This window comes from Albibacterium sp., from assembly GCF_035514885.1.
Taxonomy (GTDB): domain Bacteria; phylum Bacteroidota; class Bacteroidia; order Sphingobacteriales; family Sphingobacteriaceae; genus Albibacterium.
The window spans coordinates 25009-51387 of sequence record NZ_DATJCH010000024.1 but is presented as its reverse complement, the minus strand read 5'-3'; the positions used below and the strand labels follow the sequence as shown (position 1 = coordinate 51387).

Annotated in this window: 25 protein-coding genes; 22 read left to right on the top strand and 3 right to left on the bottom strand. The window is 35.7% G+C overall.

Annotated elements, in window-relative coordinates:
- Positions 1-56 precede the first annotated feature (56 nt).
- The gene (locus VL047_RS11360) at positions 57-1076 is read left to right on the top strand and encodes a hypothetical protein (RefSeq protein WP_325360655.1); all 1020 of its coding nucleotides are present in this window, start codon (positions 57-59) and stop codon (positions 1074-1076) included.
- On the opposite strand, the gene VL047_RS11355 is transcribed toward VL047_RS11360, so the two are convergent.
- Positions 1054-1926, bottom strand: coding sequence for a transglutaminase-like domain-containing protein (locus VL047_RS11355; RefSeq protein ID WP_325360653.1), 873 nt, complete (start codon positions 1924-1926; stop codon positions 1054-1056). The two genes, VL047_RS11360 and VL047_RS11355, sit on opposite strands and share 23 nt — an antisense overlap.
- A 100-nt stretch (positions 1927-2026) precedes the next feature.
- Here VL047_RS11355 and VL047_RS11350 point away from each other — a divergent pair, with 100 nt between their 5' ends.
- Positions 2027-2815: an O-methyltransferase gene (locus VL047_RS11350; protein WP_325360651.1), complete on the top strand. Its 789-nt coding sequence runs from the start codon at positions 2027-2029 to the stop codon at positions 2813-2815.
- A gap of 5 nt (positions 2816-2820) precedes the next feature.
- Here VL047_RS11350 and VL047_RS11345 read toward each other — a convergent pair whose 3' ends face one another.
- Entirely contained in the window at positions 2821-3972 is a 1152-nt protein-coding gene (locus VL047_RS11345) for a BamA/TamA family outer membrane protein (RefSeq protein ID WP_325360650.1), read from the bottom strand.
- Positions 3973-4061: 89 nt separating this feature from the next.
- Between VL047_RS11345 and VL047_RS11340 the strand changes: the two genes are divergently transcribed.
- From VL047_RS11340 to VL047_RS11255, 18 genes are all read left to right on the top strand, one after another.
- A complete protein-coding gene (locus tag VL047_RS11340) occupies positions 4062-5036 on the top strand; it encodes a deoxyhypusine synthase family protein (RefSeq protein WP_414635310.1) in 975 nt (324 codons plus the stop codon).
- Positions 5037-5281: 245 nt separating this feature from the next.
- Entirely contained in the window at positions 5282-6580 is a 1299-nt protein-coding gene (locus VL047_RS11335) for a cytochrome c3 family protein (protein WP_325360648.1), read from the top strand.
- Positions 6581-6619: 39 nt separating this feature from the next.
- Positions 6620-9628, top strand: a complete 3009-nt coding sequence (locus VL047_RS11330; RefSeq protein WP_325360646.1) for a TAT-variant-translocated molybdopterin oxidoreductase — start codon at positions 6620-6622, stop codon at positions 9626-9628.
- 31 nt (positions 9629-9659) lie between these two features.
- On the top strand, positions 9660-11138 hold the full coding sequence (gene nrfD, locus VL047_RS11325; RefSeq protein ID WP_325360645.1) for an NrfD/PsrC family molybdoenzyme membrane anchor subunit: 1479 nt from the start codon (positions 9660-9662) through the stop codon (positions 11136-11138).
- Between the two features lie 5 nt (positions 11139-11143).
- Positions 11144-11680 (top strand): DUF3341 domain-containing protein, encoded by a 537-nt coding sequence (locus tag VL047_RS11320; RefSeq protein ID WP_325360643.1) that lies wholly within the window; start codon positions 11144-11146, stop codon positions 11678-11680.
- Positions 11664-12257, top strand: a complete 594-nt coding sequence (locus VL047_RS11315; protein WP_414635309.1) for a c-type cytochrome — start codon at positions 11664-11666, stop codon at positions 12255-12257. Before VL047_RS11320 ends, VL047_RS11315 begins: the two co-directional genes overlap by 17 nt.
- An 18-nt stretch (positions 12258-12275) precedes the next feature.
- Positions 12276-13496 (top strand): quinol:cytochrome C oxidoreductase, encoded by a 1221-nt coding sequence (locus tag VL047_RS11310; protein WP_325360639.1) that lies wholly within the window; start codon positions 12276-12278, stop codon positions 13494-13496.
- A gap of 44 nt (positions 13497-13540) precedes the next feature.
- Positions 13541-14884 carry a cytochrome c oxidase subunit II transmembrane domain-containing protein gene (locus VL047_RS11305; RefSeq protein ID WP_325360637.1) on the top strand — a complete coding sequence of 448 codons (1344 nt, stop codon included), beginning with the start codon at positions 13541-13543 and terminating at the stop codon, positions 14882-14884.
- A gap of 21 nt (positions 14885-14905) precedes the next feature.
- Entirely contained in the window at positions 14906-16795 is a 1890-nt protein-coding gene (locus VL047_RS11300; protein WP_325360635.1) for a cytochrome c oxidase subunit I, read from the top strand.
- 47 nt (positions 16796-16842) lie between these two features.
- Positions 16843-17874: a COX15/CtaA family protein gene (locus tag VL047_RS11295; protein ID WP_325360634.1), complete on the top strand. Its 1032-nt coding sequence runs from the start codon at positions 16843-16845 to the stop codon at positions 17872-17874.
- 8 nt (positions 17875-17882) lie between these two features.
- A complete protein-coding gene (gene cyoE / locus VL047_RS11290; RefSeq protein WP_325360633.1) occupies positions 17883-18749 on the top strand; it encodes a heme o synthase in 867 nt (288 codons plus the stop codon).
- Entirely contained in the window at positions 18749-19342 is a 594-nt protein-coding gene (locus tag VL047_RS11285) for a heme-copper oxidase subunit III (protein WP_325360632.1), read from the top strand. Before cyoE ends, VL047_RS11285 begins: the two co-directional genes overlap by 1 nt.
- Before the next feature lie 9 nt (positions 19343-19351).
- Positions 19352-20044, top strand: coding sequence for a cytochrome c oxidase subunit 3 (locus tag VL047_RS11280; RefSeq protein ID WP_325360631.1), 693 nt, complete (start codon positions 19352-19354; stop codon positions 20042-20044).
- Between the two features lie 21 nt (positions 20045-20065).
- Entirely contained in the window at positions 20066-20419 is a 354-nt protein-coding gene (locus VL047_RS11275) for a cytochrome C oxidase subunit IV family protein (RefSeq protein WP_325360630.1), read from the top strand.
- Positions 20420-20452: 33 nt separating this feature from the next.
- Positions 20453-21112, top strand: a complete 660-nt coding sequence (locus VL047_RS11270) for an SCO family protein (RefSeq protein ID WP_325360629.1) — start codon at positions 20453-20455, stop codon at positions 21110-21112.
- Positions 21105-21647, top strand: a complete 543-nt coding sequence (locus VL047_RS11265) for a DUF420 domain-containing protein (protein WP_325360628.1) — start codon at positions 21105-21107, stop codon at positions 21645-21647. Before VL047_RS11270 ends, VL047_RS11265 begins: the two co-directional genes overlap by 8 nt.
- 23 nt (positions 21648-21670) lie before the next feature.
- On the top strand, positions 21671-21943 hold the full coding sequence (locus VL047_RS11260) for a hypothetical protein (protein ID WP_325360627.1): 273 nt from the start codon (positions 21671-21673) through the stop codon (positions 21941-21943).
- A complete protein-coding gene (locus VL047_RS11255) occupies positions 21927-22316 on the top strand; it encodes a DUF983 domain-containing protein (protein ID WP_325360625.1) in 390 nt (129 codons plus the stop codon). The genes VL047_RS11260 and VL047_RS11255 overlap by 17 nt, the downstream gene beginning before the upstream one ends.
- Here the strand turns inward: VL047_RS11255 and VL047_RS11250 are convergent.
- Entirely contained in the window at positions 22313-22621 is a 309-nt protein-coding gene (locus tag VL047_RS11250) for a DUF4286 family protein (protein ID WP_325360624.1), read from the bottom strand. The genes VL047_RS11255 and VL047_RS11250 overlap by 4 nt on opposite strands.
- A 170-nt stretch (positions 22622-22791) precedes the next feature.
- Here VL047_RS11250 and VL047_RS11245 point away from each other — a divergent pair, with 170 nt between their 5' ends.
- Both VL047_RS11245 and VL047_RS11240 read left to right on the top strand, forming a co-directional pair.
- Complete coding sequence (locus tag VL047_RS11245; protein ID WP_325360623.1) at positions 22792-24666, top strand: prolyl oligopeptidase family serine peptidase; 1875 nt, start codon at positions 22792-22794, stop codon at positions 24664-24666.
- A gap of 31 nt (positions 24667-24697) precedes the next feature.
- Positions 24698-26374: a HAMP domain-containing sensor histidine kinase gene (locus VL047_RS11240; RefSeq protein WP_325360622.1), complete on the top strand. Its 1677-nt coding sequence runs from the start codon at positions 24698-24700 to the stop codon at positions 26372-26374.
- Positions 26375-26379: the final 5 nt, after the last annotated feature.

The window sequence follows — 26379 nt, the reverse complement described above, 5'->3', positions numbered from 1 at the left end:
TTTCCAGTTCATCTTTTTTTGCTACTTTTGTTTTAGTTGGATATCCATAAAAAAGAATGAAGAAATCAGGAATATTTTTTTTATTAATAGTCTTTTCAATTTGCTTCTTTACAGCTTGTGAACGTAATGATGATGAGCCAACGTTGCCTAAAGCAGAGATTTCTAGGTTATATGTTTCATTTTTTGATGTTCAAACAGATGATTTAGAAGATCCATATAATAATATTGCTGTATTTGACCCAGCAGATGCTGAACAATTCCTTAAACCATTTGAGTATAATTCAGGGGTGTTAGAGGGAGCTGGTATTTATTTTAATCCTTTTGCTGGAAAAGTTTTTCAGGGAAGTTTGAGAGATCGGTCTATAAAATCTTTTTCCGTGAACACTCAAGGTGCTGTTGGTACCGGAAGTGCATTTCGTGATTCAACTCTGCTCTATCAACGGGACTTAGTCTATGATCATTCTTCAAAGAATTTATATGTATCAGATAATTTGTCACAGAGTATTTATGTATACTCTCAGGCATTGAATCGTAACGGAAATATTTTACCGAATAAGAAATTTAAATTGACTGGGCAGCCGTGGGGGTTGTATTTGCAGGGAGATACTACGAGTGGTGATAGTTTATTTATTGCAATAGCTGGAGCGAGTGCTGAAGTTCAATTGCTTGAGAACCTAACAAAAATAGATTCTGGCGACGTTACTGCCTCAAAACAAATAAAAATTGCAGGGGCTACCGATTTACGGGGAATAACATATTCTAATAGATTAAATACTCTCTTCTTAACTGACTTTGGGTCGGGAAAAATCTATATAATAGAAAACGCTCGTGAAGCTTTCAATACGCAAGGTACCATTGTGCCTACTCGGACCATTGGGGGAGGGCAAACACAATTACAAACGCCGATTGATATCAGTGTTGATGATCGAGAGGATAGATTATGGGTTTATGTAATAGACCGTGAAAGCAAGAAGCTTTTAAGATTTAGCGTTAGTGATAATGGTAACGTTGCGCCTAATTCTGTTTATGACCAATTTGCACTAACGCCTGTGGCTATATATATTGATGCCCGTTAATTATCGTTAACATCTTCTCTAATTCTTCTGCCTTCTGAGTTATACTGTTGTTTGTATAATAATTGTAAAGATTCCTAAGAACTCGTTCAATTATCGAAATGTTATCGCAAGGCTGAAAGAATTGAGGGTAATTTGGCAATTTAAGCTGATTTAAAAAGGAAAGTACGTCGTGTCTGCCAAATATCTGACCTCTGTTAAATGCATTAATGTAGAATAGAACCTCGTCTTCATTATTATTGGTTTGATAATTATCGGTACAAGCTAAAATAAAATGCTGAGGTAGATTCACTCCATAGATAGGCATATCTAATTTTTGAGCAACAATGCTATAGATGCATGCTAATAAAATAGGGTTACCTTTTCTGCTCTCAAGCACTTGTCCAATATACGAATTTTGAGGGTCATTATAATTTCGAGTATTTCCTGAAAATCCTTCTGTATTGTAAAAGATTGTGTTGAATAAGCGTACTTTTTCTACTGCATTCATGCTGTAGGTCATCTGTAGCCATATCTCTCGTTTAATAGATTCTATTTGATTGATTATTTTTTGTTCGTCACAATCAGGGTATTGATATTTGTTAACGATTATTAATCCTTGTAACAGATCAAAAGAACCACTTAAAGCCCAAAGTTCTAAATCAATTAATACTTGACTGAATTGTATTTTATGGACAAGTTCTTCAATTCTGGATTGTTGTAAGGCATCAAAAGACTGTTCCCAAGCAAGTTCTAGAGGCGCAATAACCTCTTCGCCCATTGTTAATAATCTTTCTTCGACGTGCTGATATATTTCCATGTCTGGATCATCTAATAAACCAATCAAAGAATTTATTTCTTTTATATCTACCATTCTATAACCTAATTAAGCATTTTTGTTTTCTGCTATAAAATTGAAGTGTAAATTTACGAATAATACTTTGGTCTTTATAAGGAACACTTATCTTTGAAGGATGTCCAATATCCGTTTTTTTTTAGATTATTTTAAGCACTACCTGACATCTAATAGCAGGCATGGAGTCCATTCACCATTTGTATACAATCTGATTGATAGTGTGATTTATGACTTTTCAACTAAAGAATATATTCAACCTATCGAAGAGCTTCGCAATCAACTTAAAAGGGACACACGGACCCTCCGGATTACTGATTTAGGAGCTGGTTCTATGCTGAATAATGGTAAGATAAAGCGAATTAGTAGTTTAGCAAAGAATGCATTAAAACCTCCAAGGGTTGCTAAATTGATAGCACGTTTAGCGAATGAGTTTAAACCAGAATCAATTGTTGAATTAGGCACTTGTTTAGGAATAACAACTTTGTACTTATCAAAAGCGTCAACTTCTTCTCGCATTATAACAGTAGAGGGTTGTCCTGAGACATCGAAAATTGCAAGGGAGAACTTTCAGCGTTTGAACGCAAATAATATTGAGACCCGTACAGGTAATTTTGATAATATGTTTCCTGAGATTGTTGAAGAACTTCCCAGAATCGATTTTCTTTTTATTGATGGGAATCATCGGAAAGACGCAACATTAAAATATTTTTATGACAGTTTACCAAAAGTACACAACGGTTCCATTTTAATTTTTGATGATATTTATTGGAGCGAAGGAATGAAAGAAGCTTGGCATGAAATTAAAAATCATCCTCAGGTAACTGTAACTATAGATTTATTTTATATTGGTTTAGTGTTTTTTAAATCCGATCAAGTGAAAGAAGACTTTAGAGTACGATTTCGTTAATTAATCTAGAATGCTTGTCCAAGTGATAGATAAAAACCTCCTTGTCGTTCTTCTCCAGTATTCTTTTCTCCAATAGCATAATCGATTCGCACACTTGAGTTATGTTCTAAATCAAAGAAATAGCGAATCCCTCCTCCACCAGAAAATTTTAAATGTGATAGGTCGAGTTTCTCTTTATAAACAGTTCCAGCTCCTAAAAAAGCAGCTAATCCTACTCTTGGATGTATCCGATAACGGAGTTCTGCTTGGTTAGCTAGGTAGTTCTTGTCTCGATATCTCCCTTGGTAGTATCCCCTCATTATTTCATCATTTCCGAGTTGAGGGGTTAAATAGAATGGGATATTATCTGAAAATAGAGTTTTAAAAACGCTTTGAACACCTAGAGTTAGATTTTTATGCAAAGGAAAGAAAGCTCTCAGGTCTAAAGAAAGAATTCCTCCGGAAAAATTATCGTCTCCCCAGATATTGGGTGCATAAGCATATTTTAATCGGCCGTACAGACCCTTCGTTGTTTCGGTATTGGAATTTCTACTATCATAAGACTGTGATATCCCAAGTGCTAGGTATTTACCTCCATAACCTCCATAAACTTGAGAGAGATCAAAGTCCTTATTTTGAGAGTCGTCTTTGTAAGTGAAATTCTCGAATTGAATGTTTAATCCGGTGTAATATTTTTCTACTATTTTTTTTTCTACTTCAAAGTTGAATTGAAAAAAACGTTGTGTAAGGAGATTTTTTTCACTGGCAAGGGTTTCATCTCCTATGCCATAATAATTGAAAGGATATTTTTTATAACGGATCGCAGTAACGTAATGGTAATTGTTGCTCTTAGTCCAGATGTCACTCTCTAATTTTAGATTTATTTGTTTTTCAGTTGTAAAACTAACAACTGTATTAATATTAGAAGTGTAGATCGTGGTATCAGCCTTATCCATATAGAAGTTGTAGATACCAGTTGCTCCTAATTCTAACTTTGTTTCTTGTGAATAACCAAATACAGGAAGGATTAGGAGACTTGGTGAACGTGTACTATCCTTAGTTGTAGTTGTGAATTTCTTAATTAGAGGAATATCCCACAGTTTCTTTTGTGCAAAAAGTTCATTGTGGAAGACAGATAGCAAAGCTATCAGTATAAAAGCTTTGATGGATATTTTCATATTGCGGACAAAGGTAGAAAATGTGAGCTATAAGATTATCTTATTTTAGCTAACTTTGGACATTCACTCATTATTCTTATTTAATACTTATGGAAAGAGGTCCGATTTCTCAATTTATTGAAAAAAACTATTTACACTTTAATTCTGCTGCTTTAATGGATGCAGCAAAGGGGTATGAATCTCATCTTGATGAAGGAGGGAAGATGATGATTACATTGGCGGGTGCAATGAGTACTGCTGAGCTTGGTATATCTTTAGCTGAAATGATTCGACAAGATAAGGTTTCTATAATTTCTTGTACAGGGGCAAATCTGGAAGAGGATATTATGAACTTAGTAGCTCATTCACATTATAAACGGGTACCAAATTACCGAGACCTAAGTCCGCAAGAGGAGTGGGACCTTTTAGAGAATCATTATAACCGCGTAACGGATACTTGTATTCCGGAAGAAGAGGCTTTCAGAAGATTACAGAAGCATATTTACAAAATATGGAAAGATGCGGATAATGCAGGTGAAAGGTATTTCCCACATGAATACATGTATAAGATGTTGAATAGTGGTGTATTAGAGCAATATTATGAGATTGATCCTAAAAACTCTTGGATGTTAGCTGCTGCAGAAAAGAATTTGCCAATTATTGTTCCTGGTTGGGAAGATTCAACGATGGGTAATATTTTTGCTTCTTATGTTATTAAGAAAGACCTGAAGGCTTCAACAACCAAGAGCGGAATTGAATATATGGGTTATTTAGCAGATTGGTATACTAAAAATTCAGAAGGTAAGGGAGTTGGGTTTTTTCAAGTAGGTGGTGGAATCGCTGGTGATTTTCCAATTTGTGTGGTTCCAATGCTATATCAGGACTTAGAAATGGAGAATATACCTTTTTGGAGTTATTTCTGTCAGGTATCAGATTCAACTACTTCTTATGGGTCTTATTCAGGTGCTGTTCCTAATGAAAAAATCACTTGGGGGAAATTAGATATTCATACACCAAAGTTCATTGTAGAGTCTGATGCTACGATTGTTGTTCCTTTGATTTTTGCATGGGTATTAAAACAGTAATAAAAAAATTATCTGGTTATATTTTTTCGATATGTTAATTTCATTTTTATCTAAAATTGCGCTGAGTGGTAGTTAGAGCACTTTTTAGATAATTTAGAATAATTATAAATTAGTAAATTAGGTCATCAAATTGTCAGGGATATACTAATTAGTTATACTTTTGTCCTTCGAGTCCAAAACGAGAGCCACTGCTCAGTCCGGACTCATTCAATTTGTCACACATTTTATCGTATAAAACTCTCAAAATGAGAAATATCTCTTTAATTTTTAGACGTGTTGCAAAGTCAGTAGCTTTAGTAGCTATTCTAAGTATGGCAACCCTTTTTGTGCAAGCACAAGATATCAAGGAAGGGGAATCACTTTTTAAAGCAGATTGTAGCGCATGTCACGGTGTTGATCGTGCTGTGATTGGCCCTGCTCTAAAAGGCGTTTCAGAACGTCATGATGAAGCCTGGTTAATTTCATGGATTCAAAACTCGCAAGCTTTGATCGCTTCAGGCGATGAAGCTGCAATAAAGCTATTTGAGGAACATAACAAGCTTATGATGCCTGCTTTCCCTACTTTAAGTGAAGATAATATTCGCAATATTCTTGCTTATGTAGAGGATGCATCAAAACCTGCACCGGCTGCAGCAGCGGGTGCTGAAGGTGCTGCTGGTCAATCGGCAGGTGCCAGTGGAGATGTAAGCAACTTCATGTTTGGAGGGCTAGTTGTCGTTTTGATTATAGCATTCTTAGTTATCCTTGTTTTAAATCGTGTGATTCGCACGCTGGATCGAATTATTTTAAAAAGTAGAATTGATATCGCTGAAGGCGAAGAAGGAGAAGACGAAGGGGGGGAGTCTTCAGGGAAAGTTTTCGTAGATAAATTAAAGAAGCTTTCCCGGAATAAAAAGCTCGTTTTCTTTGTAGTATTAGGTATTGTTGCACTCTTAAGTACAGCCGGATGGAATGTAATGTGGAATGTTGGTGTTCATGAGGGTTATCAACCTGTTCAACCTATCAAGTTTTCACATCAATTGCACGCCGGAGTAAATCAGATTGACTGTCAGTATTGCCACAGTGGTGCTGCAACTTCGAAAAACGCCTCTATTCCTTCTTTAAATGTTTGTATGAACTGTCACAACCACGTAACAGCTTCAGAAAAATATAATGGAGAAGTCTCTCCGGAAATACAAAAAATCTATAATGCTATAGATTGGGATCCAGATACCCGTACATATGGAACAGATACGAAGCCTATTGAGTGGATTCGTATTCATAATCTTCCCGACTTGGCTTACTTCAATCACTCTCAGCACGTTACCGTTGCTGGTATTGAATGTCAAAGATGTCATGGTCCGGTAGAGACAATGGCTGAAGTTTATCAATATTCTCCATTAACAATGAAATGGTGTATTGAATGTCACAAGGAAACAGAGGTTAACTCTAAAGATAACGCTTATTACGACCAGTTAATTGCTGCTCACGACCAATTAAAAAGTGGCGAGAAAATTACAGCTGCTGTTCTTGGTGGTATCGAGTGTGGTAAGTGTCATTATTAATTAATAAAAACGTAGATAATACGATTATATAAAGCTTAAATGGATAGCAACAAAAAATACTGGAAAGGTTTGGAGGAATTACATCAGACTCCTGCTTTTGTTGAAAAGAAGGGTTCCGAATTTATAGAAGAAATTCCTATTGAGAATGTGTTAAATGAAGCTGGTTTAAGTACTAAAACACCACGCCGTGATTTCTTAAAGGCTTTGGGTTTTGGTGTTGGAGCAGTAACCCTTGCTGCTTGCCAGCGTACTCCAATTCATAAATCTGTACCTTATATAATTAAACCCGAAGAGGTAACACCTGGTGTTGCGAATTATTATGCTTCAAGTTATAAGGGACAAAGCCTTGTTATTAAAACTCGTGAGGGAAGACCTATTTTCGTTGAAGCCAACACGAAAGCAATTTTCGCAGGTAATGGTGTAAGCCCATCTACTCAAGCATCTGTGCTTGATTTATATGATATGTCTAAATTGAAAGGGCCTCGCTCTGGAGATGAAGGTATTTCATGGGACGAAGTTGATAAGCAAGTGATTTCAGCTTTAAATTCAGCATCTGCTGCCGGAAAGCAAATCCGTATTGTTTCTTCAACTATCAATAGTCCTTCTGCACTAGCTGCTATTAATGAGTTTACAGTTAAGTATCCAACAGCAAAGCTCATTGTTGTTGATGCAGTGTCTCATTCAGGAATGATTAAAGCCAATGAGCTTAGTTTTGGAAAAGCTGTGATTCCACAATATCGCTTTGATAATGCAGATATTATTGTAAGTGTTGGAGCAGATTTTCTGAGTACTTGGTTGGATGGTATTGAAAATACAAAGCAGTATATGGCTAATAGAAGTCATACTTCTTTGAAGAATGGTAAAATGTCTCGTCATATTCAATTCGAAAGTGGTTTGAGTCTGACAGGAACCAATGCAGACGTTCGTGTTACCGTTAAACCTTCTGAGGAAGGACCCTTATTAATTGCATTGTATAATGAACTTACGGGTTCTAGTTTGCCTAATGCACTTAATGACAATCAAAAGGCTGTTACAGCAATTAAATTAGTAGCGAAGGAGTTAAATCAGTTAAAAGGTAAAGCTATACTTGTAGCTGGATCTAACGATGCAAATGTACAATCTCTTGTAAATGCGATTAACGTTCATTTAGGAAGTTATGGATCAACGATTGATTTGGATAATGCATCTAATCAATATAAGGGAGATGATCAAGCTTTTGCTGAATTCTTAAGAGAAGCAAATAGTGGTTTAATTGATGTTGCCTTCTTCACTGAAAGCAATCCTATTTATGAGTACTACGACAGTAAGGGCGTTGAAAATGCTTTGTCTAAGATTAAATTTAAAGTTTCCTTTGCAGATCGTGAAAATGAAACTGCATCGTTTGTAAATATTATTGCACCTAATTCTAATTATTTAGAATCTTGGGGGGATAGTGAGCCCTATGTTGGATATTACACACTTGTACAACCAACTATAAATCCTGTTTTCGACTCACGTCAATTTGAGCAAAGTTTCTTAATCTGGGCTGGAAATACGACTTCTTATCATGATTATGTAAAAGCTTACTGGGAGCAGAATGTTTTACCTCAAGGTAAAAGCTGGAATAATGCTCTTCAAGAGGGTTTTCAATTCAACGGATCTAGAGGTGGCAGCGCACAATCGTTCACTTCTTCTGTTTCAGACCTGGCAAACTTGATCGGAACACAAAGTAAAGCGATCGCTAAAGATATTGAACTACAACTTTATTTGAGTGGTGGAATTGGAGACGGTAAACAAGGTAATAATGCTTATTTATTAGAGTTGCCTGATCCGGTTTCTAAAGTTACATGGGATAATTACGCAGCTATTGAGCCGAAATATGCAGAATCATTAGGTATAGGAGTAAACGACCTGATTGAGGTAAAAGCTGAAAATGGATATTCAATTGTATTGCCTGTTTTAATTCAACCTGGCCAGGCTGCTGGTACGATTTCAATTGCACTTGGATTTGGAAGAACGAAAGCTGGAAAGGCTGGTAATGATGTAGGTAAGAATGCTTATCCTTTTGTAAGACTTGTTAATGGAAGCTTACAATTTAATAATTCAGTTACTATTAGTAAGGCAGCTGGAACATATGAGCTGGCACAGACGCAAACACATCAAACTATTGAAGGCCGTAATATAATTCGTGAAACAACTTTTGCAAATTATAAAAACGATCCTACTCACGGAAGTGGTAATACAGGAGAAAAGCATAAAACTTACGATTTATGGAATAAATATGAGCAACCAGGTCACAGCTGGGTTATGGCTATTGATTTAAATGCCTGTACAGGTTGTGGAGCATGTATTGTTGCTTGTAGTGTTGAAAATAATGTACCTGTTGTGGGCCGCGATGAAGTTCGTCGTCGTAGAGAGATGCACTGGATTCGTATTGACCGTTATTATAGTTTCGAAAAGGATAATGAGGCAGTAACTCGCGAAGGTGAAGTGAATAATTTGAGTGATTTAAGTCAGGTGACTGTCGTTCATCAGCCAATGCTATGTCAGCATTGCGATCATGCACCTTGTGAAACTGTTTGTCCTGTTTTAGCGACTGTCCATTCATCTGAGGGGCTAAATCACATGGCTTATAATAGATGTTTTGGTACAAGATATTGTGCTAATAACTGTCCATATAAAGTTCGTCGTTTTAATTGGTTTAATTACTGGAATGATTCAAGATTTGATAACTACCTAAATAATGAATTTACACAATTGGTATTAAATCCAGATGTTACTTCTCGTTCAAGAGGTGTAATGGAGAAATGCTCTATGTGTATTCAACGTATACAGGGTGGTAAGTTAAAAGCTAAGGCTGAAAAGCGACCAATTAAAGATGGCGATATTCAAGTAGCCTGTGCAGCAGCTTGTCCATCGAATGCTATCATTTTTGGAGATCGTAATGATCCGGAATCTGCGGTTTCTCAAGCATTGAAAAATGAGCGCGTATATTACGTGTTAGAAGAATTAAACGTTCAACCAGGTGTTGGTTATATGACGAAAGTGAGAAACACTTTCGAAGCGTAAACAATAATAATATATCTGAAATATAAAGAATATGTCATCGCACAACGAATCTATTATTAGAGAACCTCTCGTTACAGGAGAAAATATTACTTACGCTAAAGTCACAGACGATATTCTCGTTTCCGTAGAAAATAAGCCTAATAAAGCTTGGTGGATAGGATTTATCGTAGCTGCTTTGGGTGCACTTCTGTGGGTAGTAAGTGTTAGTTATACATTCTGGACAGGGATTGGAGCTTGGGGATTAAATAAAACTGTAGGTTGGGCCTGGGATATCACAACCTTTGTTTGGTGGGTTGGTATTGGTCACGCAGGAACGTTAATCTCTGCTGTATTATTGTTGTTTCGTCAGAATTGGCGAAATTCCATTAACCGGTCTGCAGAAGCAATGACAATATTTGCCGTTATTTGTGCAGCAACTTATGTAGTTGCCCACATGGGTCGGCCTTGGTTAGCTTATTGGATTTTCCCAATTCCTAATCAGTTTGGATCATTATGGGTAAACTTTAACTCACCTTTAGTTTGGGATGCTTTTGCAATTTCTACATACTTTACTGTTTCTCTAGTATTCTGGTATGTTGGTTTATTACCAGATATTGCAACTATCCGTGATCGTGCGATTGGTTTGAGACGTAGAATCTATTCTATCCTTTCGTTTGGATGGAACGGATCAGTAAAGACTTGGCAACGATTTGAAATTGTATGTTTAATATTAGCTGGTATAGCAACTCCATTGGTACTTTCGGTACATACTATTGTATCTATGGACTTTGCAACTTCGGTTATTCCTGGATGGCACACTACTATTTTCCCTCCATACTTTGTAGCGGGAGCAATTTTCTCTGGCTTTGCAATGGTTCAAACCTTATTACTGGTTGCTCGTAAAGTATTGGGATTGGAAAATTATATCACGATGTTCCATATTGAATCCATGAATAAAATTATTCTGGTAACAGGATCAATTGTAGGTATCGCTTATCTTACTGAGTTTTTTATCGCTTACTATTCTGGAAGTGAGTATGAGCAGTATACATTTCTAAACAGATTTGTCGGACCTTATTGGTGGGCTGGTTTGTTGATGTATGGATGTAATGTTATGATGACTCAATTAATGTGGTTCAAAAAAATCAGAACAAATATTGCACTTTCATGGATACTTTCTATTGTAGTGAATATCGGTATGTGGTTTGAACGCTTTGTAATTATCGTTACTTCTCTACACCGCGATTATTTACCATCAAGTTGGGCAATGTTTTATCCTACCATAGTAGATGTAGGTATATTTATAGGATCAATAGGATTGTTCTTTACAATGTTCTTATTATTCCTTAGAGTTCTTCCACCGGTAGCAATTGCAGAGGTAAAACTATTACTGAAAACTCAAAGCTTTGAGGCTAAGAAAAAATTAATTCAGGAAGGACATCAGCATGTCGAAGAAGTTGAATACTATACAGCTTCATTGAAAAAATACGATGTAATTACAGAAAGTGATATTAAGGAATTAGTAAAATAATAAGGATGAGCACGATTAAATATATATTAGGAAGTTTCGGAGATCCTGACGAAATGATGCATGGTATTGATAAATTGCAGGAAAATAACATTGCTATTTATGATGTCTTTACACCTATGCCCATACATGGTATTGAAGCAAAGTTAGGAGTACCTCCTTCTAAGTTGCCTATTGTGGCCTTCTTATGTGGTTTATTAGGATTTACTCTAGGTTTTTCATTGCTGTATTATACAATGGTTTATGATTGGCCAATGAATATCGGAGGAAAGCCTGCTTTTGCTATGCCCAATTTTGTGCCGGTTACATTTGAGGTGACCATATTAATTACCGCACTAGGTATGGTATCTGTATTCTTTTTTAGAAATCATTTATTTCCTGGCAGAGCTCCAAGGGTAATGGATTTTCGTGCTACCAATGACCGATTCGTAATCGCCATTGATGCAAAGGAGAATACAGATCATGTTAAAATTGAAAGTTTATTAAAAGAAGCAGGTGCAATTGATGTTTTGCATAACGAGAGGAAATATGTTAGCTATGAATAAGATTGGAATAATAGGATCTGCATGCATTGCTGTAGCTTTAGCCGCTGTCGTTTCTTCTTGTGGAGATGGTAAGACGACCAGTACAGGAATGGAGTTTTCACGGAATATGTATGATCCGATAGGGTATAATCCTGATCAATTAAATAATAATTTTGCAAATAAGATAACTGCTCAAACACCTCCGGCAGGAACAGTTCCTATTGGTTTTGAAAAGTATGAGTATCCTAATACAATGGAAGGATACGAAGCGGCGAGTGCTAATTTTCATAACCCACTTGAAAGAACAGAAAAGAATTTGAAAGATGGTGAAGTATTATATCTTCGTTTCTGTCAACCTTGTCATGGAGAATCAGGCCATGGTGACGGAAGCATTGTTAAGCTAGAAAAATTCCCTCCTCCTCCATCATATGCTACTGGCAATTCCTCTCGTGGAGGTTTAATGAAAGACTTAACCGACGGTAAGATCTATCATACCATCTATTATGGGTTAAACTTAATGGGGTCACATGCCTCCCAGCTTTCTCCTGAAGAGCGCTGGAAAGTAGTAATGCATGTTCACGAATTACAACAACGATAGAATAAATAGATATTACAAATGGAAACTAATCAACATTCTTATAACTTTAGTGAACAATTTGACTTCTCAGGGAAGCCCAAAACCTGGAGTCTGATTGCCATTTTGATAGGAGTAATTGCTATCGTTTATGGCTTTGTATTTAACGGAAGTGAAAGAACTTTCGCTAACTTATTATTAATGAGTTATTATTTAGCATGTGTTTGTGCTGCAGGTACATGTTTCTTAGCAATTCAGTATGTTACACAATCCGGATGGTCGGCTGGGATGATCCGAGTTCCACAGGCTTTTTCTAGCTTACTGCCTATTGCTTCTTTAGTATTATTAGGTGTGTGTGTTGCTGGGTTATTTTCACATAATTTATATCATCATTGGTATGGAGAAGGATTGGTGGATCCTGAGAGCCCTAATTTTGATCCTTTAATAAGTGGAAAATCAGGATACTTAAATGCTCCGGGCTTCTTGCTTCGTGAAGTAATTCTAATGGGTGCTTATAGTTTTTTTGCTGTAATGCTTGCAAAATTCTCGTATAATGAAGATTTGGAAGGTGGAATGAGTTCATACAAGAGAAGTTTTAAATATTCGACCATATTTTTAGTTATTTTCGGATTTACTTCTCCTCTTTGGATTTTTGATACAATTATGTCTTTAGAGGCGCACTGGTTCTCAACCATGTTTGGTTGGTATAATTTTGCCGCTTTATGGGTTAGTGGCCTATGTGCTATTACATTGACTATAATTCTTTTAAAAAGTGCTGGTTACATGAGCTGGGTAAATGAGAATCACCTGCATGATATGGGTAAATTAATTTATGGCTTCTCAATATTTTGGTGTTATGTATGGTTTGCACAATTTATGTTAATATGGTATGCAAACATGCCAGAAGAAACAGTTTATTTTTATAAACGTTGGGAGCCAGAATATAAACCTTGGTTTTGGTTGAATATTATTATTAATTTTGTTGCACCTATTCTTATTTTGGTCAATAGATCATGGGTAAGAAATCCGAAAGTATTAGCAGGCGTTTGTATTATGTTGCTTCTTGGTCATTGGCTTGATTATTATTTAATGATTATGCCAGGAACGGTTGAGGAAAACAGAGGATTTGGATTGACAGAAATTGGAATGGCTGTGGGTTTTGTAGGATTATTTGCATTCATGATGTTGAATAGATTGAGTAAGCATTCTTTAGCTCCACAAAATCATCCATTCATTGAAGAAAGTTTGCATCACCAAATTTAATTTTTGCTTGTATATAAATTTAGAGTTTAACTGTTATAATTAAAATGAGATTAAAAGGATTCATTCATATTAAAGGAGTTTTTGGGCTCGTGTTTGGACTGTTGTTTTTGTTCCATAGCCCCACTTTTGCCCAAACTGATACGGCGTCAGCTACTGCTGATACTGAACAGGTGGCAACTACCGATAGTTCAGCAGTTGACTCCGCTACTGCAACAGAGGCTTCGTCTGATAATGCTACCGCAGAAGTTTCGGCAACATCAGCTCCAGAATCTGCGAACGCAACCGCTGTAGCTGCTGAAGAAGATCCAGGTATTCCTGCGCAAGTTTATGTTAACTTCTTTTATTATGTACTGTTATTTGTTCTGGTATGTTTTATTGTAACTATACTAGGTCAGGTATTAAGTGTATATGAATTGACACAAGGTTTAAAAAGAAGACAAGCAGCTAATAATTGGCATTCACATCAAGCTTGGTTTTTCTTAGTAGGATTAATCGTATTTCTTTATGGAGTCTATTGGTCATATGCAAATCATGGTGCACAGAGTTTCCGCGAAGCTGCAACTGAGCACGGTGCAAAGATTGACACCATGTTCATTATTACTACAATCATTACAACTATTGTATTAATTCTTACACATATAGCTTTATTTGGTTTTGCCTTTAAATACAGAGGCTCCGATAAAAGAAAGGCATACTATTATCCACATAATAATGCATTAGAAAAGATTTGGACAATTACTCCTGCAGTTGTTCTGACAATTCTTGTTTTATTTGGATTCTTTACGTGGAGGGGTATTACAAATATTCCAGAAGAACAACAAAAGGAAGCTCTACAAATAGAGATTACTGCAGAGCAGTTTGCTTGGAATATCCGTTATGGCGGTAGAGATAATACCGTAGGTAAACGTAATTTTAAACTTACTACTCCTGTAAATGGATTAGGAATTGATTTTACTGATAAAAGTGCACTGGACGATATCCGGGCAGGAGATATTGTTCTTCCTGTTGGGAAGCCGGTTCATTTTACCATACATTCTAAAGACGTTTTGCATTCATTCTATATTCCAGAGTTCCGCGTTCAAATTAATGCTGTTCCGGGAATGCCAACTTTCTTTTACATCGTTCCTAAATATACGACTGAAGAGATGAGGGAAAAGGTAAACGATCCCGATTATAACTTTATTCTTTTATGTGCAAAGATCTGTGGAAGCGGGCATTATAACATGCAGAAAAAAGTAATCGTTGTAACGGATGCAGAATATAAAGAATGGTTAAGTCAGCAAACTTATTACTTTGATGACACGATGCAGAAGGAATTTAAGGAACAATCTCAATCCAAGCAGGCGAATCTAGTAATAGATGGTAATAAAATGGTATCAAATAACTAAAAATAAGGAGTTAAAAGACTTATGGCAACTACAACTACTCTGCCAGCAGCAGATTATAACCACAACGATCATCATGATCATGGGCATAAGGAAACATTTATAACAAAATATGTTTTTACCCAAGATCATAAAATGATAGCTAAACAATTCCTAATTACAGGGATTATCATGGCGTTTATTGCGCTTTTTTTATCCATTCTTTTTCGTTTACAATTAGCCTGGCCTGAAAAGGATTTCCCTATTCTAGAGGTTTTCTTAGGTAAATGGGCTGAAGGTGGACGTATTAAACCTGAGTTCTTTCTGGCATTGGTTACTATCCATGGAACAATCATGGTGTTCTTTGTATTAACGGCTGGTTTGAGTGGAACTTTCAGTAATCTCTTAATTCCTTTGCAACTGGGTGCTCGTGATATGGCTGCTCCATTTATGAACATGCTATCTTACTGGTTCTTTTTTGTTGCCTGTGTGATAATGTTGGCGTCTTTCTTTGTCGAAAGTGGTCCTGCATCGGCCGGTTGGACCATATATCCTCCGCTATCAGCTCTTCCAACAGCTATTAGTGGTTCCGGAACAGGTATGACATTATGGTTAATCAGTATTGCAATATTTATAGCTTCTCAAGTAATGGGTGGTATTAACTATATTAGTACTATTCTTAATATGCGTGCTAAAGGAATGAGCCTATGGAGAATGCCATTAACAATATGGTCTTTATTGTTTACTGCTATTTTAGGGTTATTATCATTTCCGGTTCTAGTTTCAGCAGTTGTATTGCTTTTCTTTGACCGTAGTATGGGTACAAGCTTCTATTTATCAGATATAATAGTTCAAGGTCAGATTCTTGCCCATGAGGGAGGTAGTCCAATCTTGTTTGAGCATTTGTTCTGGTTCTTAGGTCACCCGGAAGTATATATTGTAATATTACCTTCTTTTGGGATAGTATCTGAAGTTATTTCGATAAACTCAAGAAAGCCGATCTTTGGATATCATGCAATGGTTTATTCTTTGCTTGGTATTTCAGTACTTTCTTTCTTGGTTTGGGGTCACCATATGTTCGTTACCGGAATGAGTCCTTTCCTAGGAGGAGTGTTTATGATCACTACCTTGATTATTGCAGTACCTTCTGCGGTAAAAGTATTTAACTATCTCGCAACAATCTGGCGAGGAAATATTCGATTCACACCAGCAATGGTTTTTGCAATTGGTATGGTTTCCTTCTTTATATCAGGTGGTATAACCGGTTTATTTGTTGGTAATGCCGCAATTGATATTCAAGTCCATGATACCTATTTTATTGTAGCTCACTTCCATTTAGTTATGGGTTCAGCGGCTATTTTTGGTATGCTTGCCGGAGTTTATCATTGGTATCCTAAGATGTTCGGTAGAATGATGGATAACCGCTTAGGCTATTTACATTTCTGGATAACTTTTATTGGAGCTTACTTTGTGTTTATTCCTATGCACTTTATGGGTATAGATGGTGTTCCTCGTAGATACTATGCATTTACTTCTTTTGAATTTATGGAGAAATGGCTTTCCGTAAACGTGTTTATTACTTGGTCAGCTATTATTGCAGGATTGGCACAAGTTGCATTTGCTTGGAATTTCTTCCATTCAATGAAACACGGAAAGTTAGCTACGCAAAATCCATGGGGAGCGAATACATTAGAATGGACTACTCCTATAGAGCATATACATGGTAACTGGCCTGGAGAGCTTCCAACAGTTCATCGTTGGCCATATGACTATAGTAAACCAGGACATTCAGAGGATTTCATACCGCAAACGGTACCTTATTCAGAAACAATGAGTTCCAATTTGCCACATGATTTTGAAGGAAATCCTGAAGCTGAGAGAATACAGCGGGAATGGGAAGCTCAACAACTTGTAGTAGACGAAGAAGGTAAGTAAATAGGGGGGAGAGAGGCATGTACTTACCAGCTGAAAAAAGATTTATAATGGTAATTAAAATTACCATTATAGTCCTTTACGTTGTAATACTTGCCGGAGGTGTCGTTCGAAGCACTGGTTCAGGGATGGGATGCCCAGACTGGCCAAGATGCTTTAATCAGATTATTCCTCCTACAGATGTCTCCCAACTACCTGCAGACTATGAACAGCACTATATTGACGGACGAGCAAAAAAAAATGAACGCTTCGCCAATACCTTGGATAAATTAGGTTTCTCAGAGTTAGCTTTTAAAATCAGAAATGATAAAAGCATACTGGTACACGAAGAATTTAATGCTGTAAAGACCTGGACAGAATATGTTAATCGTCTGTCGGGTGCAACATTAGGTATATTCATGATCTTATGCTTGGTTTTTTCAACTGCATTTTGGCGGTTTAAAAAGCAAATCTTTTTCTTGAGTCTGCTTAATCTTTTTCTTGTTGGCTTTCAAGGTTGGCTGGGATCTATAGTTGTTTCAACAAATTTGACACCGTGGGTCATTACAGTTCATATGCTATTGGCTCTCGTTATACTCTCTATTGCAATTTATACCTACTTTCAAGCGAGGATATCAAGGGATAAAAGTATTCTGTCAAACCAGGAATTTACATGGGTAAAAGTACTAGCCATTTTTGTACTTGTTTTAACCCTTATCCAAGTTGTTATTGGTACAGATATTCGTGAAAGTATTGATGAAATATCTGTGAGTTTAAATGGCAGTCAGCGAGAGCTATGGATATCGAAACTGGGTAATAGTTTTATCTGGCATAGAGAATTGGCTTTGGTTGCTTTTATCCTTAACAGTGTTTCGTTCTTTATTATTCGTTCTCGTTTTGCAAAAAATGGCAAACAAAGTCAAATGGTTAACCTAATGATGATCTTAATGTTAGTGCAGATCATAAGTGGATTAATCTTGGCGTATTTTAATATGCCTGCGTATATGCAAACTATTCATTTGGTAGTAGGAACCCTGGTTTTTGGTGTTCAGTATTATCTTATATTATTATTAAGTAAAACCAGCCAATATATCGGGCTTTAGAATAAAGGGTGAAAAATTTTATAGATGATTTTAAGAAGCTGGTAAAGCTCAGATTAACACTTACAGTGGTGTTTTCTGCCTCCATTGCTTTTTTAATTGGGAGTCGTGTACAGGGTGATATTAACTGGATTAATTGGGCGATCCTTACCGTGAGTGGGTTTCTCGTTACAGGTTCAGCAAATGGCTTTAATGAAATATTGGAACGGGATCTGGATAAGTTAATGACCAGAACAGCCGATCGTCCTCTGCCTTCGGGAAGAATGAAGACGGGACAAGCACTGATCTTAAGTTTATTTATGGGTCTTTTTGGAACTATTTTATTATTTAACCTTAATATCTTAACCGGTGCTCTTTCTGCATTTTCTATAGTTTTATATGCTTTTATCTATACACCTGTTAAGAGAATGTCTCCTATAGCTGTTTTTGTTGGTGCTATTCCAGGTGCTTTACCTCCCTTAATAGGTTATTTTGCAGCTTTTGATCAACCGATTATTTCTTGGATACCTATTATATTATTTACCATTCAATTTGTATGGCAATTCCCCCATTTCTGGGCAATTGCGTGGGTATTGGATGAGGATTATAAGAAAGCAGGCTTCCGATTATTACCAACTACGAAACGGGATAAGATAAGCGCTTTTGTAGTCTTGTTTTCGACAGTACTTTTAATTCCAGTAGGTTTGTTGCCTACTTTTATGGGATTTGGAGGCTTGATTGTTGCAGCTGTTTCAGTAGCAGCAACTTTATTATTTATTTGGTATTCGTGGCAATTATTTATTAAATTGGATATTGCCTCGGCAAAAAAGGTTATGTTTACGTCATTTTTCTATTTGCCACTTATTCAATTAACATTATTATTTGACTTTATTTCATAATGAGTATCCATACTGAAAATAACATAGAGGATCCAGCAAGAGCAAGTGCTTTTAAAGCAAAGCGCTTTGCTTTGTGGTTATTTATTATTGCTTCTTTTATGATCTTCGCTTCCCTAAGCAGTGGTTTTATTGTTTATACCGCAGGGGGAATTGATAAAGGAATTAAGATAATCCTACCTCAGGCTTTTATTACAAGCACGGTAGTTATTATCATAAGTAGTATAACGGTGCATATGGCGCTTATGGCAACCCGTAAGGGGGAGTCTGTAAAACGAAAAATACTATTAGCCATTTCAATTTTATTAGGCTTTGGTTTCTTTGCTTCACAGTTTCATGCTTGGGAAGTGTTAGTAGAACAGGGTGCTTTTTTTATTAATAATAATGCATCTCAATCTTTTATATACGTTTTTACCGGCTTTCACTTAGTGCATATTTTTGCAGGTATTATTGTGTTGCTATTTGCATTATTTAGACCTTTAAACAAGTACTCTCTAGATCAGAATGTGTACAATATGGAACTTAGTGCTATGTTTTGGCATTTTCTAGATATTTTGTGGATATATATATATGTTTTCTTACTTTTGAATCAATAAACTTTTATAATGAACGCAACTATTTCAAAATTAGATGAAGTAAAGACTGGCAATTGGTCAGGAGGAACATCCCCATTCAAAATAGAATACGGGAAAATAATGATGTGGCTTTTCCTGTTATCAGATGCCTTTACTTTTACTGGCTTTTTAGTAGCTTATGGAGCGCAACGGATGTTTATCCAGGATACATGGCCAAACCCTGATCATGTGTTCCAATCAATCCCTTTTATTACTGATACAGGTGCACCACTTGTATTTGTTGGGATTATGACTTTTATTCTGATCATGAGCTCCGTTACTATGGTATTGGCAGTAGAGGCTGGTCATCGTCGTGCTAAGAAGGAGGTTGTAACCTGGATGATTCTTACAATCATTGGAGGTTTAACATTCTTAGGTTGTCAAGCTTTGGAGTGGACACACTTAAACCATGCAGGTTTTTGGTTTGGAGCTATTCCTGATGAATATTTAGGAGCTCAGGCAATGGGTGCCACCCAATTCTCGAGTTACTTTTTTGCAATAACAGGTTTTCATGGTTTACACGTAACAATAGGTATCACTGTAAATATTATCATTTTGCTAATGACTCTATCAAATGTTTTTGAAAGACGGGGCACTTACTTAATGATAGAGAAGGTTGGCCTTTATTGGCACTTTGTGGATTTGGTATGGGTGTTTGTATTTACATTTTTCTATTTGGTTTAATTTTATAAAAAGATAATAGTTATGACAACAGATGATAAAATTGAAGCACTTCGTTACGAACATGCTGAAGCTGATATGACTAAAAGTAAAATATGGAAAGTTTTCTTTTATTTATTAGGATTAACAGCGCTTGAATTTATTATAGCATTGGGTTTTGTAGAAACCGGGTTAATTGAAAAGTCAATTGCTGTAGTGGTAGTATACATCCTTTTAACGCTATTAAAGGCATTCTATATAGTAGCATATTTTATGCACCTTAATTTTGAAGCTAAAGGATTTAAAGTCATGCTTGGAATACCGTTATTTTTGCTTATTTATTTAATAATATTGGTATTAATAGAAGGCGATTATATTGGCATGATTCTTTCCAGATAAAAGCTTTGATGATTTCAAATAAAAGGAAATTGAATGGCTGAAAAGAATAAGAAATATTCTTTAGGAAAAATAATAACCCTGGTAGTAATTTTATTAATACCAGGGTTATTGCATTTATATTTAAGGCAGACGGGGGAAAATATATATAAATCTCTCCCTTACTTAGGTAAGGAAGAAGTAGGCAGCATTACCCAAATACAACCCTTTCAGTTGATCAATCAAGAAGGTAAAGTTATTGACTTTCCTGAAAGACATTCCCTTACTGTAGTTAGTTTTATGCATACAGATTGCGAAGCATTCGGTACTATGATGGAATTAGCCATGGATAAGGTTGCACAAAAGTTTGGTAAACATCCAATGGTTAATTTATATAGTATTTCGTTGGATTCAAATGATACACCCGATGTATTGAAAAGTCTTTCTGAAAAGTATCATATTGAAAATACCAACTGGCAGTTTTTAACGGGTAGTGAAAAAGAAACCTCCAGAATTTCAAGGGAGGAGTTTTTGCTTGATGGTTTCCGGGACACTCTCAATCATGATATAATCCACAGTCCGTATATTGTTTTATTAGATACCAAACGGCAAATCAGAGGTTATTATGAAGTCTATACAAAAGATGAAGTAGATAGACTGGTTGGAGAAATGATTTTGTTAATTACAGAAGAATCTAAAGGTAAGAGAAATGAATGATAAGTTGATATTTAGGATTGTATGGACGATCTCTGCAATCGTTTTGTTGGTTATTGTTTTATTACAGGCCAATATCGTGAACCTCTTTCCCAACCACGATGTTCTTCCTAAGTGGGTACAGTTCCTGCCAACATTGAATGCATCAATAAATGGTACTTGTACAATTCTGCTATTGGTATCGTATTATTTTATTCGCCAGAAAAAAGTTAAAATACATAAGCTTTTAAATATTACTGCGTTTATATTATCGTCAGTATTCTTAATTTCCTATCTAATCTTTCATTCTGCAGGTTTAGAAACGAAGTTTGGCGGAGTGGGTACAATCAGATATGTATACTTCTTCATATTGATAACCCATATTATCTTGGCAGCAGTGGTTTTACCATTGATTTTGTTAAGTTTTTACCATGGGATGAAGATGCATGTTGAAAAACATCGTAAATTAGTACGTTGGAGTTTTCCTATTTGGCTATATGTCACTATTACCGGAGTTGTTGTGTATTTAATGATATCGCCTTATTACGCATTTAATTGATAAAAACATTTAAGAGATTTGATATGAAGTCGTTGTTGTTTAAAATATTCTTTATTAGTGCATTGACGATCGTATTTTTAGGAGTACCCATCAAAGAAACAAAAGCACAATGTGCGATGTGTTCGTTAACAGCTGAGAGTTCTGTGAAAAATGGCAATACACAAGGTAAGACGTTAAATAAAGGCATCCTTTTCCTTCTTGGTTGTCCCTTTCTTGCAGTTGGAATAGTAGGTCTTGTCTGGTTTAAAAAATATCGCGATCCTGAAGAACCAGATGATCATGGCCCAGAGCTCTAAGCTGAATGCTATGCTTTCTTGCAAATGCCCACGTTGTCGTGTCGGTAAGATTTTTTACGGAAGCCCTTATTCTATAAAGCAACAAAGAACCAATCAGGTGTGCTCTCATTGTGGTTTGTACTTTGAGATCGAACCGGGATATTTTTATATTTCCATGTATATAAGCTATGCATTGGCGGTTATCGAACTGTTGATTGCAGCATTTGTTTTGTATTTCCTGATCAGGAGCGAATCTCCTTGGTTTTATTGTGGTGTACTTATTCCTTTAATTATATTATTATCACCTATTAACTATAGGTATTCAAGAGTCATCTTATTACATCTCTTTTCACCAACTATTCGATACGATCCTAAATATAGAATTGATAACTAGTATACAGCTAGGTACTCCATTTGACTTTCGAAAAGAAATATTTTATTTAGCCAAACATCTTTACTCTTTTCATGTAGGAGGAAAAGCTGATCCTGTTGGAATAGATTTATCTCCTTATCACCATTAGCAATTATTTGTATGCAGAAAGTTTCTCCATCATTGGGAGAATCTTTAACTTTTAAAAGAGATTGAGATTTGAATAGTTCACTCTTACTTATGGTTGGTAAAAAGACATGAATAGTCCATTCTCTAAATTCATCTTTAATATCGTTATCAGCAATAACTGTTATATTGTAAAGTATCATATCTGCGAAGGTAGGGCTTTTCCTCAATTAATATTTCAAGCTGTATTTTAAATGTTACTAATAACCGTTTTTTTTAGCACTGAATTTTTCCTAATTTCACTTACTGTTGATATCTAGTTATTTATTGTAAAAAGACCATTAGATATAAAGCGTTTATTAAGGAGAAATGCATGAGAAGAAGCATACTATTCTTTTATCTTATTGGGGTGTCAGTTTTTCTATTTTCTTGTCAAGGAAAAGGGAACCGGCTACCTGCTGAATTATTTTTCCATACCACAGAGAAAGATAACTTTGAGATATCACCTGATGGAAAATATATTTCATTTCTTGAGAACCATGAAGGCCACAAGAACATTTATGTCATAGATCTGGCTGATACCAGTACACATCGCATTACTTCCTTTAATCAACAAGGTGTTCAGTCTGCTTTCTGGGTCAATAACGATGAATTGATTTTTCTGATGGATCAAGGGTCGGAAGATAGCTTACGCTTAATGGCTGTAAATAGTAAAGATCATACACTTCGATCTATATTCACTTCCTCATCAAAAATGCATTGGATAGAACCTAGACAGATTATCAATGATGAGATTCTAATATCTTTAAACGACCGAGACTCCCTACTGTTCGATGCTTATAGATTAAATATCCAGACAGGTCAGAAACAGTTAGTTGTTCATAACCCAGGGAATGTAGGTATGTGGATGCCTGATTGTTCCGGTAAGATTAGATTAGCAGTGGTTTCAGACGGGAGAACTGAAACTATCATGACCCGTGATAATGAAGAATCAGTTTTTCAACCGATAATCAAAAGTAGTTATCGAGCCAATATACAACCATTGGGTTTTACTCATTCAAATAGAGATCGAATATATGCATTGTCTGATTTAATGCGAGATAAATTGGCCCTTGTGGAGATTGATTTAAATACAGGCACTGAAACGCAAGTTCTTTATGAGCATCCGGCAGTTGATTTAAATACAGTTGGATATTCTTTAGAAGAAGGGAATATGGGCTTCATAGGATATGATAATTTACGTCCTGAACGGCATTTCTTTGATCAAAAGCTAAAGGATGTATTCTCTAAGATTAGCAATCATATTCCTGATTATTCATTGAAGTTGATTGCAAGGGACAGTGTCTTTACAGGCTTCATAGTGCATGCCTCTCTGGATATAGATGCTGGTGCTACTTATTATTATAATTATAAGGAAGATGAATTATTGAAATTATCAGAAGATAATCCACATCTAAAACCTGATGACCTAGCTCCTATGAGACCCATTACATTTTATAATCGGGATGGCCTTCAGCTATCAGGTTATTTAACGGTGCCTCGGGATGCTAATAACAGTATGCCTGCTATTGTTATTCCTCCGGTTGGAATTAATTCCAGAGCTGTATGGGGGTATAATCCGGAAATTCAGTTTTTGGCATCTAGGGGATATGTAATCTTACAAGTAAACACACGAGGAATTAAAGGCTTTGGAAAACAACAATGGTTTAAGGGGTTCAGGAATTGGGGAACCGTTTTGCAGGATGATATAACAGATGCTACTACATGGCTTATACAAGAAGGAATCGTTGATTCTACAAAAATTGGGATCTATGGCTTTAGTCTCGGAGGGTACTCTGCCCTCCATAGCTCCTGCTACAAACCTAATCTATACGCTTGTGCTGCTTCTTATTCAGGTATTACAAACCTATTTACTTATTCACAGGAAGACCCTTTGAATTATAAACCATATAGACAAATGGCTCATGAGATGATAGGAGATCCCATGAAAGATAGCGAGTATTTCAGAAAGAATTCTCCTATATTTCACACAGATAAGATAAAACATCCTGTCTTTATAATCCAGGGAAGCAGGGATGCCAGAAGTAATGTGAATGAAACCAATCAATTTGTGAAGGACCTTAGGAATAAAGGAATACCTGTTACCTACATGTTAAATGAAGAGGAGGGGCATCAGTTCGAGGATGAGAAGAACAAAATTTCTTTGTACAAAGAACTTGCAGAGTTCTTTGATACCTATCTCCAATAGGTAGCTTTATATATACTGTTTACCAATAATAATGAAACGCCTCAAATTTGTTATACATAAGAATTTATTGTTAATTATTGCCTTTTTGGTATTGATTACGGCTTTCTATATTATTGCCTTAATTCTTGGATATAGTTTTACGCGTAACTACGTCGATAATAATTTTAATACAAAAAAGATCGAAGTGTTCGATCAAAGCTTATCGGCCTATAATGACTTTTTTCAAAATAGAATAAGTGAGGTTTCCTACTATCAGGGATATCTGGATTCTTTGAGCGGAAAAAAATATGCCGATTCTATAATTGAAAACTACCCAATTGTTAAAAGAATTCTTTTTTCAGATACTCAGATAAGTAATCATCCAATCAGTTATGGATTTGCAGTTCATGGCTTGTTTATTTCCCCAAAGGCTATTTATCAATTTACCGATAAGCCAGATCAGGATTCTATACTGCTTTATAAGGCTAACACAGGCTCTGCCCTGTCATTAAATAACATTGGTGAGTTTAATAACATGGCGGTACGTTTTGCTTCTTTTATCGAGACTGCTGATTCATCAAAGATTCTGAACATAAGCGATATCTTTAATACATTTTATTGGGTCAATTCTGGTAAGATTTCCTATATGACAATTCCCAGAAGAGATGAGATTAAGGTCTTTAAGAATTTTATGGAGAAGGAAGGTGCAGACAGCTCTGTTTATGAATTTGACATTTTAACTTTCTTCTTAGACCCTACTTTCTTAGAAGTACGAAATGTACATCCCGAATTATATGAGAGCGTTTCAATCAAACCATTGTTTTTTGAGTCTTTCGAATCGGATCCTTCAGTTATCACTACGCAAATGCCATTGTCAGGAGCCTTGTCTGATTATAAGTTATACTTTCAATCGTCACGTTTATATTTGAATAGAGAAGTCAACAATATCTTTTTACCCATTGCATCCATCATCTCCATCGTATATCTTTTCTTGTTGCTTATTGCTTATTTGATTTATCGGAACTTGAAAATTAATTTCCGTATGTTTAAGCTGCAGTACGATTTCGTCAATAACCTATCACATGAATTTAAAACACCTGTAAGCGTAATTAAAATAGCAGGGAGTAATATACGGAGTGCTACAAAACTTTCAGACGTTGAGAGAAACTATTATGGAAAAATATTAGATGAAGAAGCTGATAAGTTGAATAACCTTTTAAATACTTTATTGTCTTTTACGCAAATCGAAAATAAAGTATTTAAATTGAAGAAACAGCCTATTGATGTAGAAGATTTTTGTCAAAACATGGTTAATACCTATCGGGTTAAAAATCCCGATTTTGATATCCAATACAATATTTCTGGTGTAAGTACATTGAATACTGATATTACTTTATTAACGAGTGTTTTCCATAATATCATAGATAATGCATATAAATACTCCTTTCCGGAAAATAAGTACTTAAGGATCAGTGTCTATAAGCAAAGAAGACAAATAATTTTTAAATTTGAAGATAAAGGTATCGGAATTAGCAAAGAGGATCAGATAAATATTTTTAAAAAATTTTATCGAATTCAATCCCAGTTTAATCAGCAGGGTAGTATAGGGCTTGGCCTGGCTTTTTGTAAGGAAGTTATTAACTTAATGAATGGAGATATATCTGTGGAAAGTAAGAAAGGGAAAGGATCATCCTTTAAAATTACATTACCTTTAGATATCAATGAATAGAATAA

Coding starts and splice junctions, on each gene's coding strand:
- VL047_RS11240 (WP_325360622.1), top strand. CDS start 24,698: ATGAAACGCCTCAAATTTGTTATACATAAGAATTTATTGTTAATTATT.
- VL047_RS11330 (WP_325360646.1), top strand. CDS start 6,620: ATGGATAGCAACAAAAAATACTGGAAAGGTTTGGAGGAATTACATCAG.
- VL047_RS11275 (WP_325360630.1), top strand. CDS start 20,066: ATGACAACAGATGATAAAATTGAAGCACTTCGTTACGAACATGCTGAA.
- VL047_RS11265 (WP_325360628.1), top strand. CDS start 21,105: ATGAATGATAAGTTGATATTTAGGATTGTATGGACGATCTCTGCAATC.
- VL047_RS11315 (WP_414635309.1), top strand. CDS start 11,664: ATGTTAGCTATGAATAAGATTGGAATAATAGGATCTGCATGCATTGCT.
- VL047_RS11255 (WP_325360625.1), top strand. CDS start 21,927: ATGGCCCAGAGCTCTAAGCTGAATGCTATGCTTTCTTGCAAATGCCCA.
- VL047_RS11320 (WP_325360643.1), top strand. CDS start 11,144: ATGAGCACGATTAAATATATATTAGGAAGTTTCGGAGATCCTGACGAA.
- VL047_RS11245 (WP_325360623.1), top strand. CDS start 22,792: ATGAGAAGAAGCATACTATTCTTTTATCTTATTGGGGTGTCAGTTTTT.
- VL047_RS11250 (WP_325360624.1), bottom strand. CDS start 22,621: ATGATACTTTACAATATAACAGTTATTGCTGATAACGATATTAAAGAT.
- nrfD (WP_325360645.1), top strand. CDS start 9,660: ATGTCATCGCACAACGAATCTATTATTAGAGAACCTCTCGTTACAGGA.
- VL047_RS11355 (WP_325360653.1), bottom strand. CDS start 1,926: ATGGTAGATATAAAAGAAATAAATTCTTTGATTGGTTTATTAGATGAT.
- VL047_RS11310 (WP_325360639.1), top strand. CDS start 12,276: ATGGAAACTAATCAACATTCTTATAACTTTAGTGAACAATTTGACTTC.
- VL047_RS11305 (WP_325360637.1), top strand. CDS start 13,541: ATGAGATTAAAAGGATTCATTCATATTAAAGGAGTTTTTGGGCTCGTG.
- VL047_RS11300 (WP_325360635.1), top strand. CDS start 14,906: ATGGCAACTACAACTACTCTGCCAGCAGCAGATTATAACCACAACGAT.
- VL047_RS11345 (WP_325360650.1), bottom strand. CDS start 3,972: ATGAAAATATCCATCAAAGCTTTTATACTGATAGCTTTGCTATCTGTC.
- VL047_RS11350 (WP_325360651.1), top strand. CDS start 2,027: ATGTCCAATATCCGTTTTTTTTTAGATTATTTTAAGCACTACCTGACA.
- VL047_RS11280 (WP_325360631.1), top strand. CDS start 19,352: ATGAACGCAACTATTTCAAAATTAGATGAAGTAAAGACTGGCAATTGG.
- VL047_RS11340 (WP_414635310.1), top strand. CDS start 4,062: ATGGAAAGAGGTCCGATTTCTCAATTTATTGAAAAAAACTATTTACAC.
- VL047_RS11260 (WP_325360627.1), top strand. CDS start 21,671: ATGAAGTCGTTGTTGTTTAAAATATTCTTTATTAGTGCATTGACGATC.
- VL047_RS11285 (WP_325360632.1), top strand. CDS start 18,749: ATGAGTATCCATACTGAAAATAACATAGAGGATCCAGCAAGAGCAAGT.
- VL047_RS11295 (WP_325360634.1), top strand. CDS start 16,843: ATGGTAATTAAAATTACCATTATAGTCCTTTACGTTGTAATACTTGCC.
- VL047_RS11360 (WP_325360655.1), top strand. CDS start 57: ATGAAGAAATCAGGAATATTTTTTTTATTAATAGTCTTTTCAATTTGC.
- VL047_RS11270 (WP_325360629.1), top strand. CDS start 20,453: ATGGCTGAAAAGAATAAGAAATATTCTTTAGGAAAAATAATAACCCTG.
- VL047_RS11335 (WP_325360648.1), top strand. CDS start 5,282: ATGAGAAATATCTCTTTAATTTTTAGACGTGTTGCAAAGTCAGTAGCT.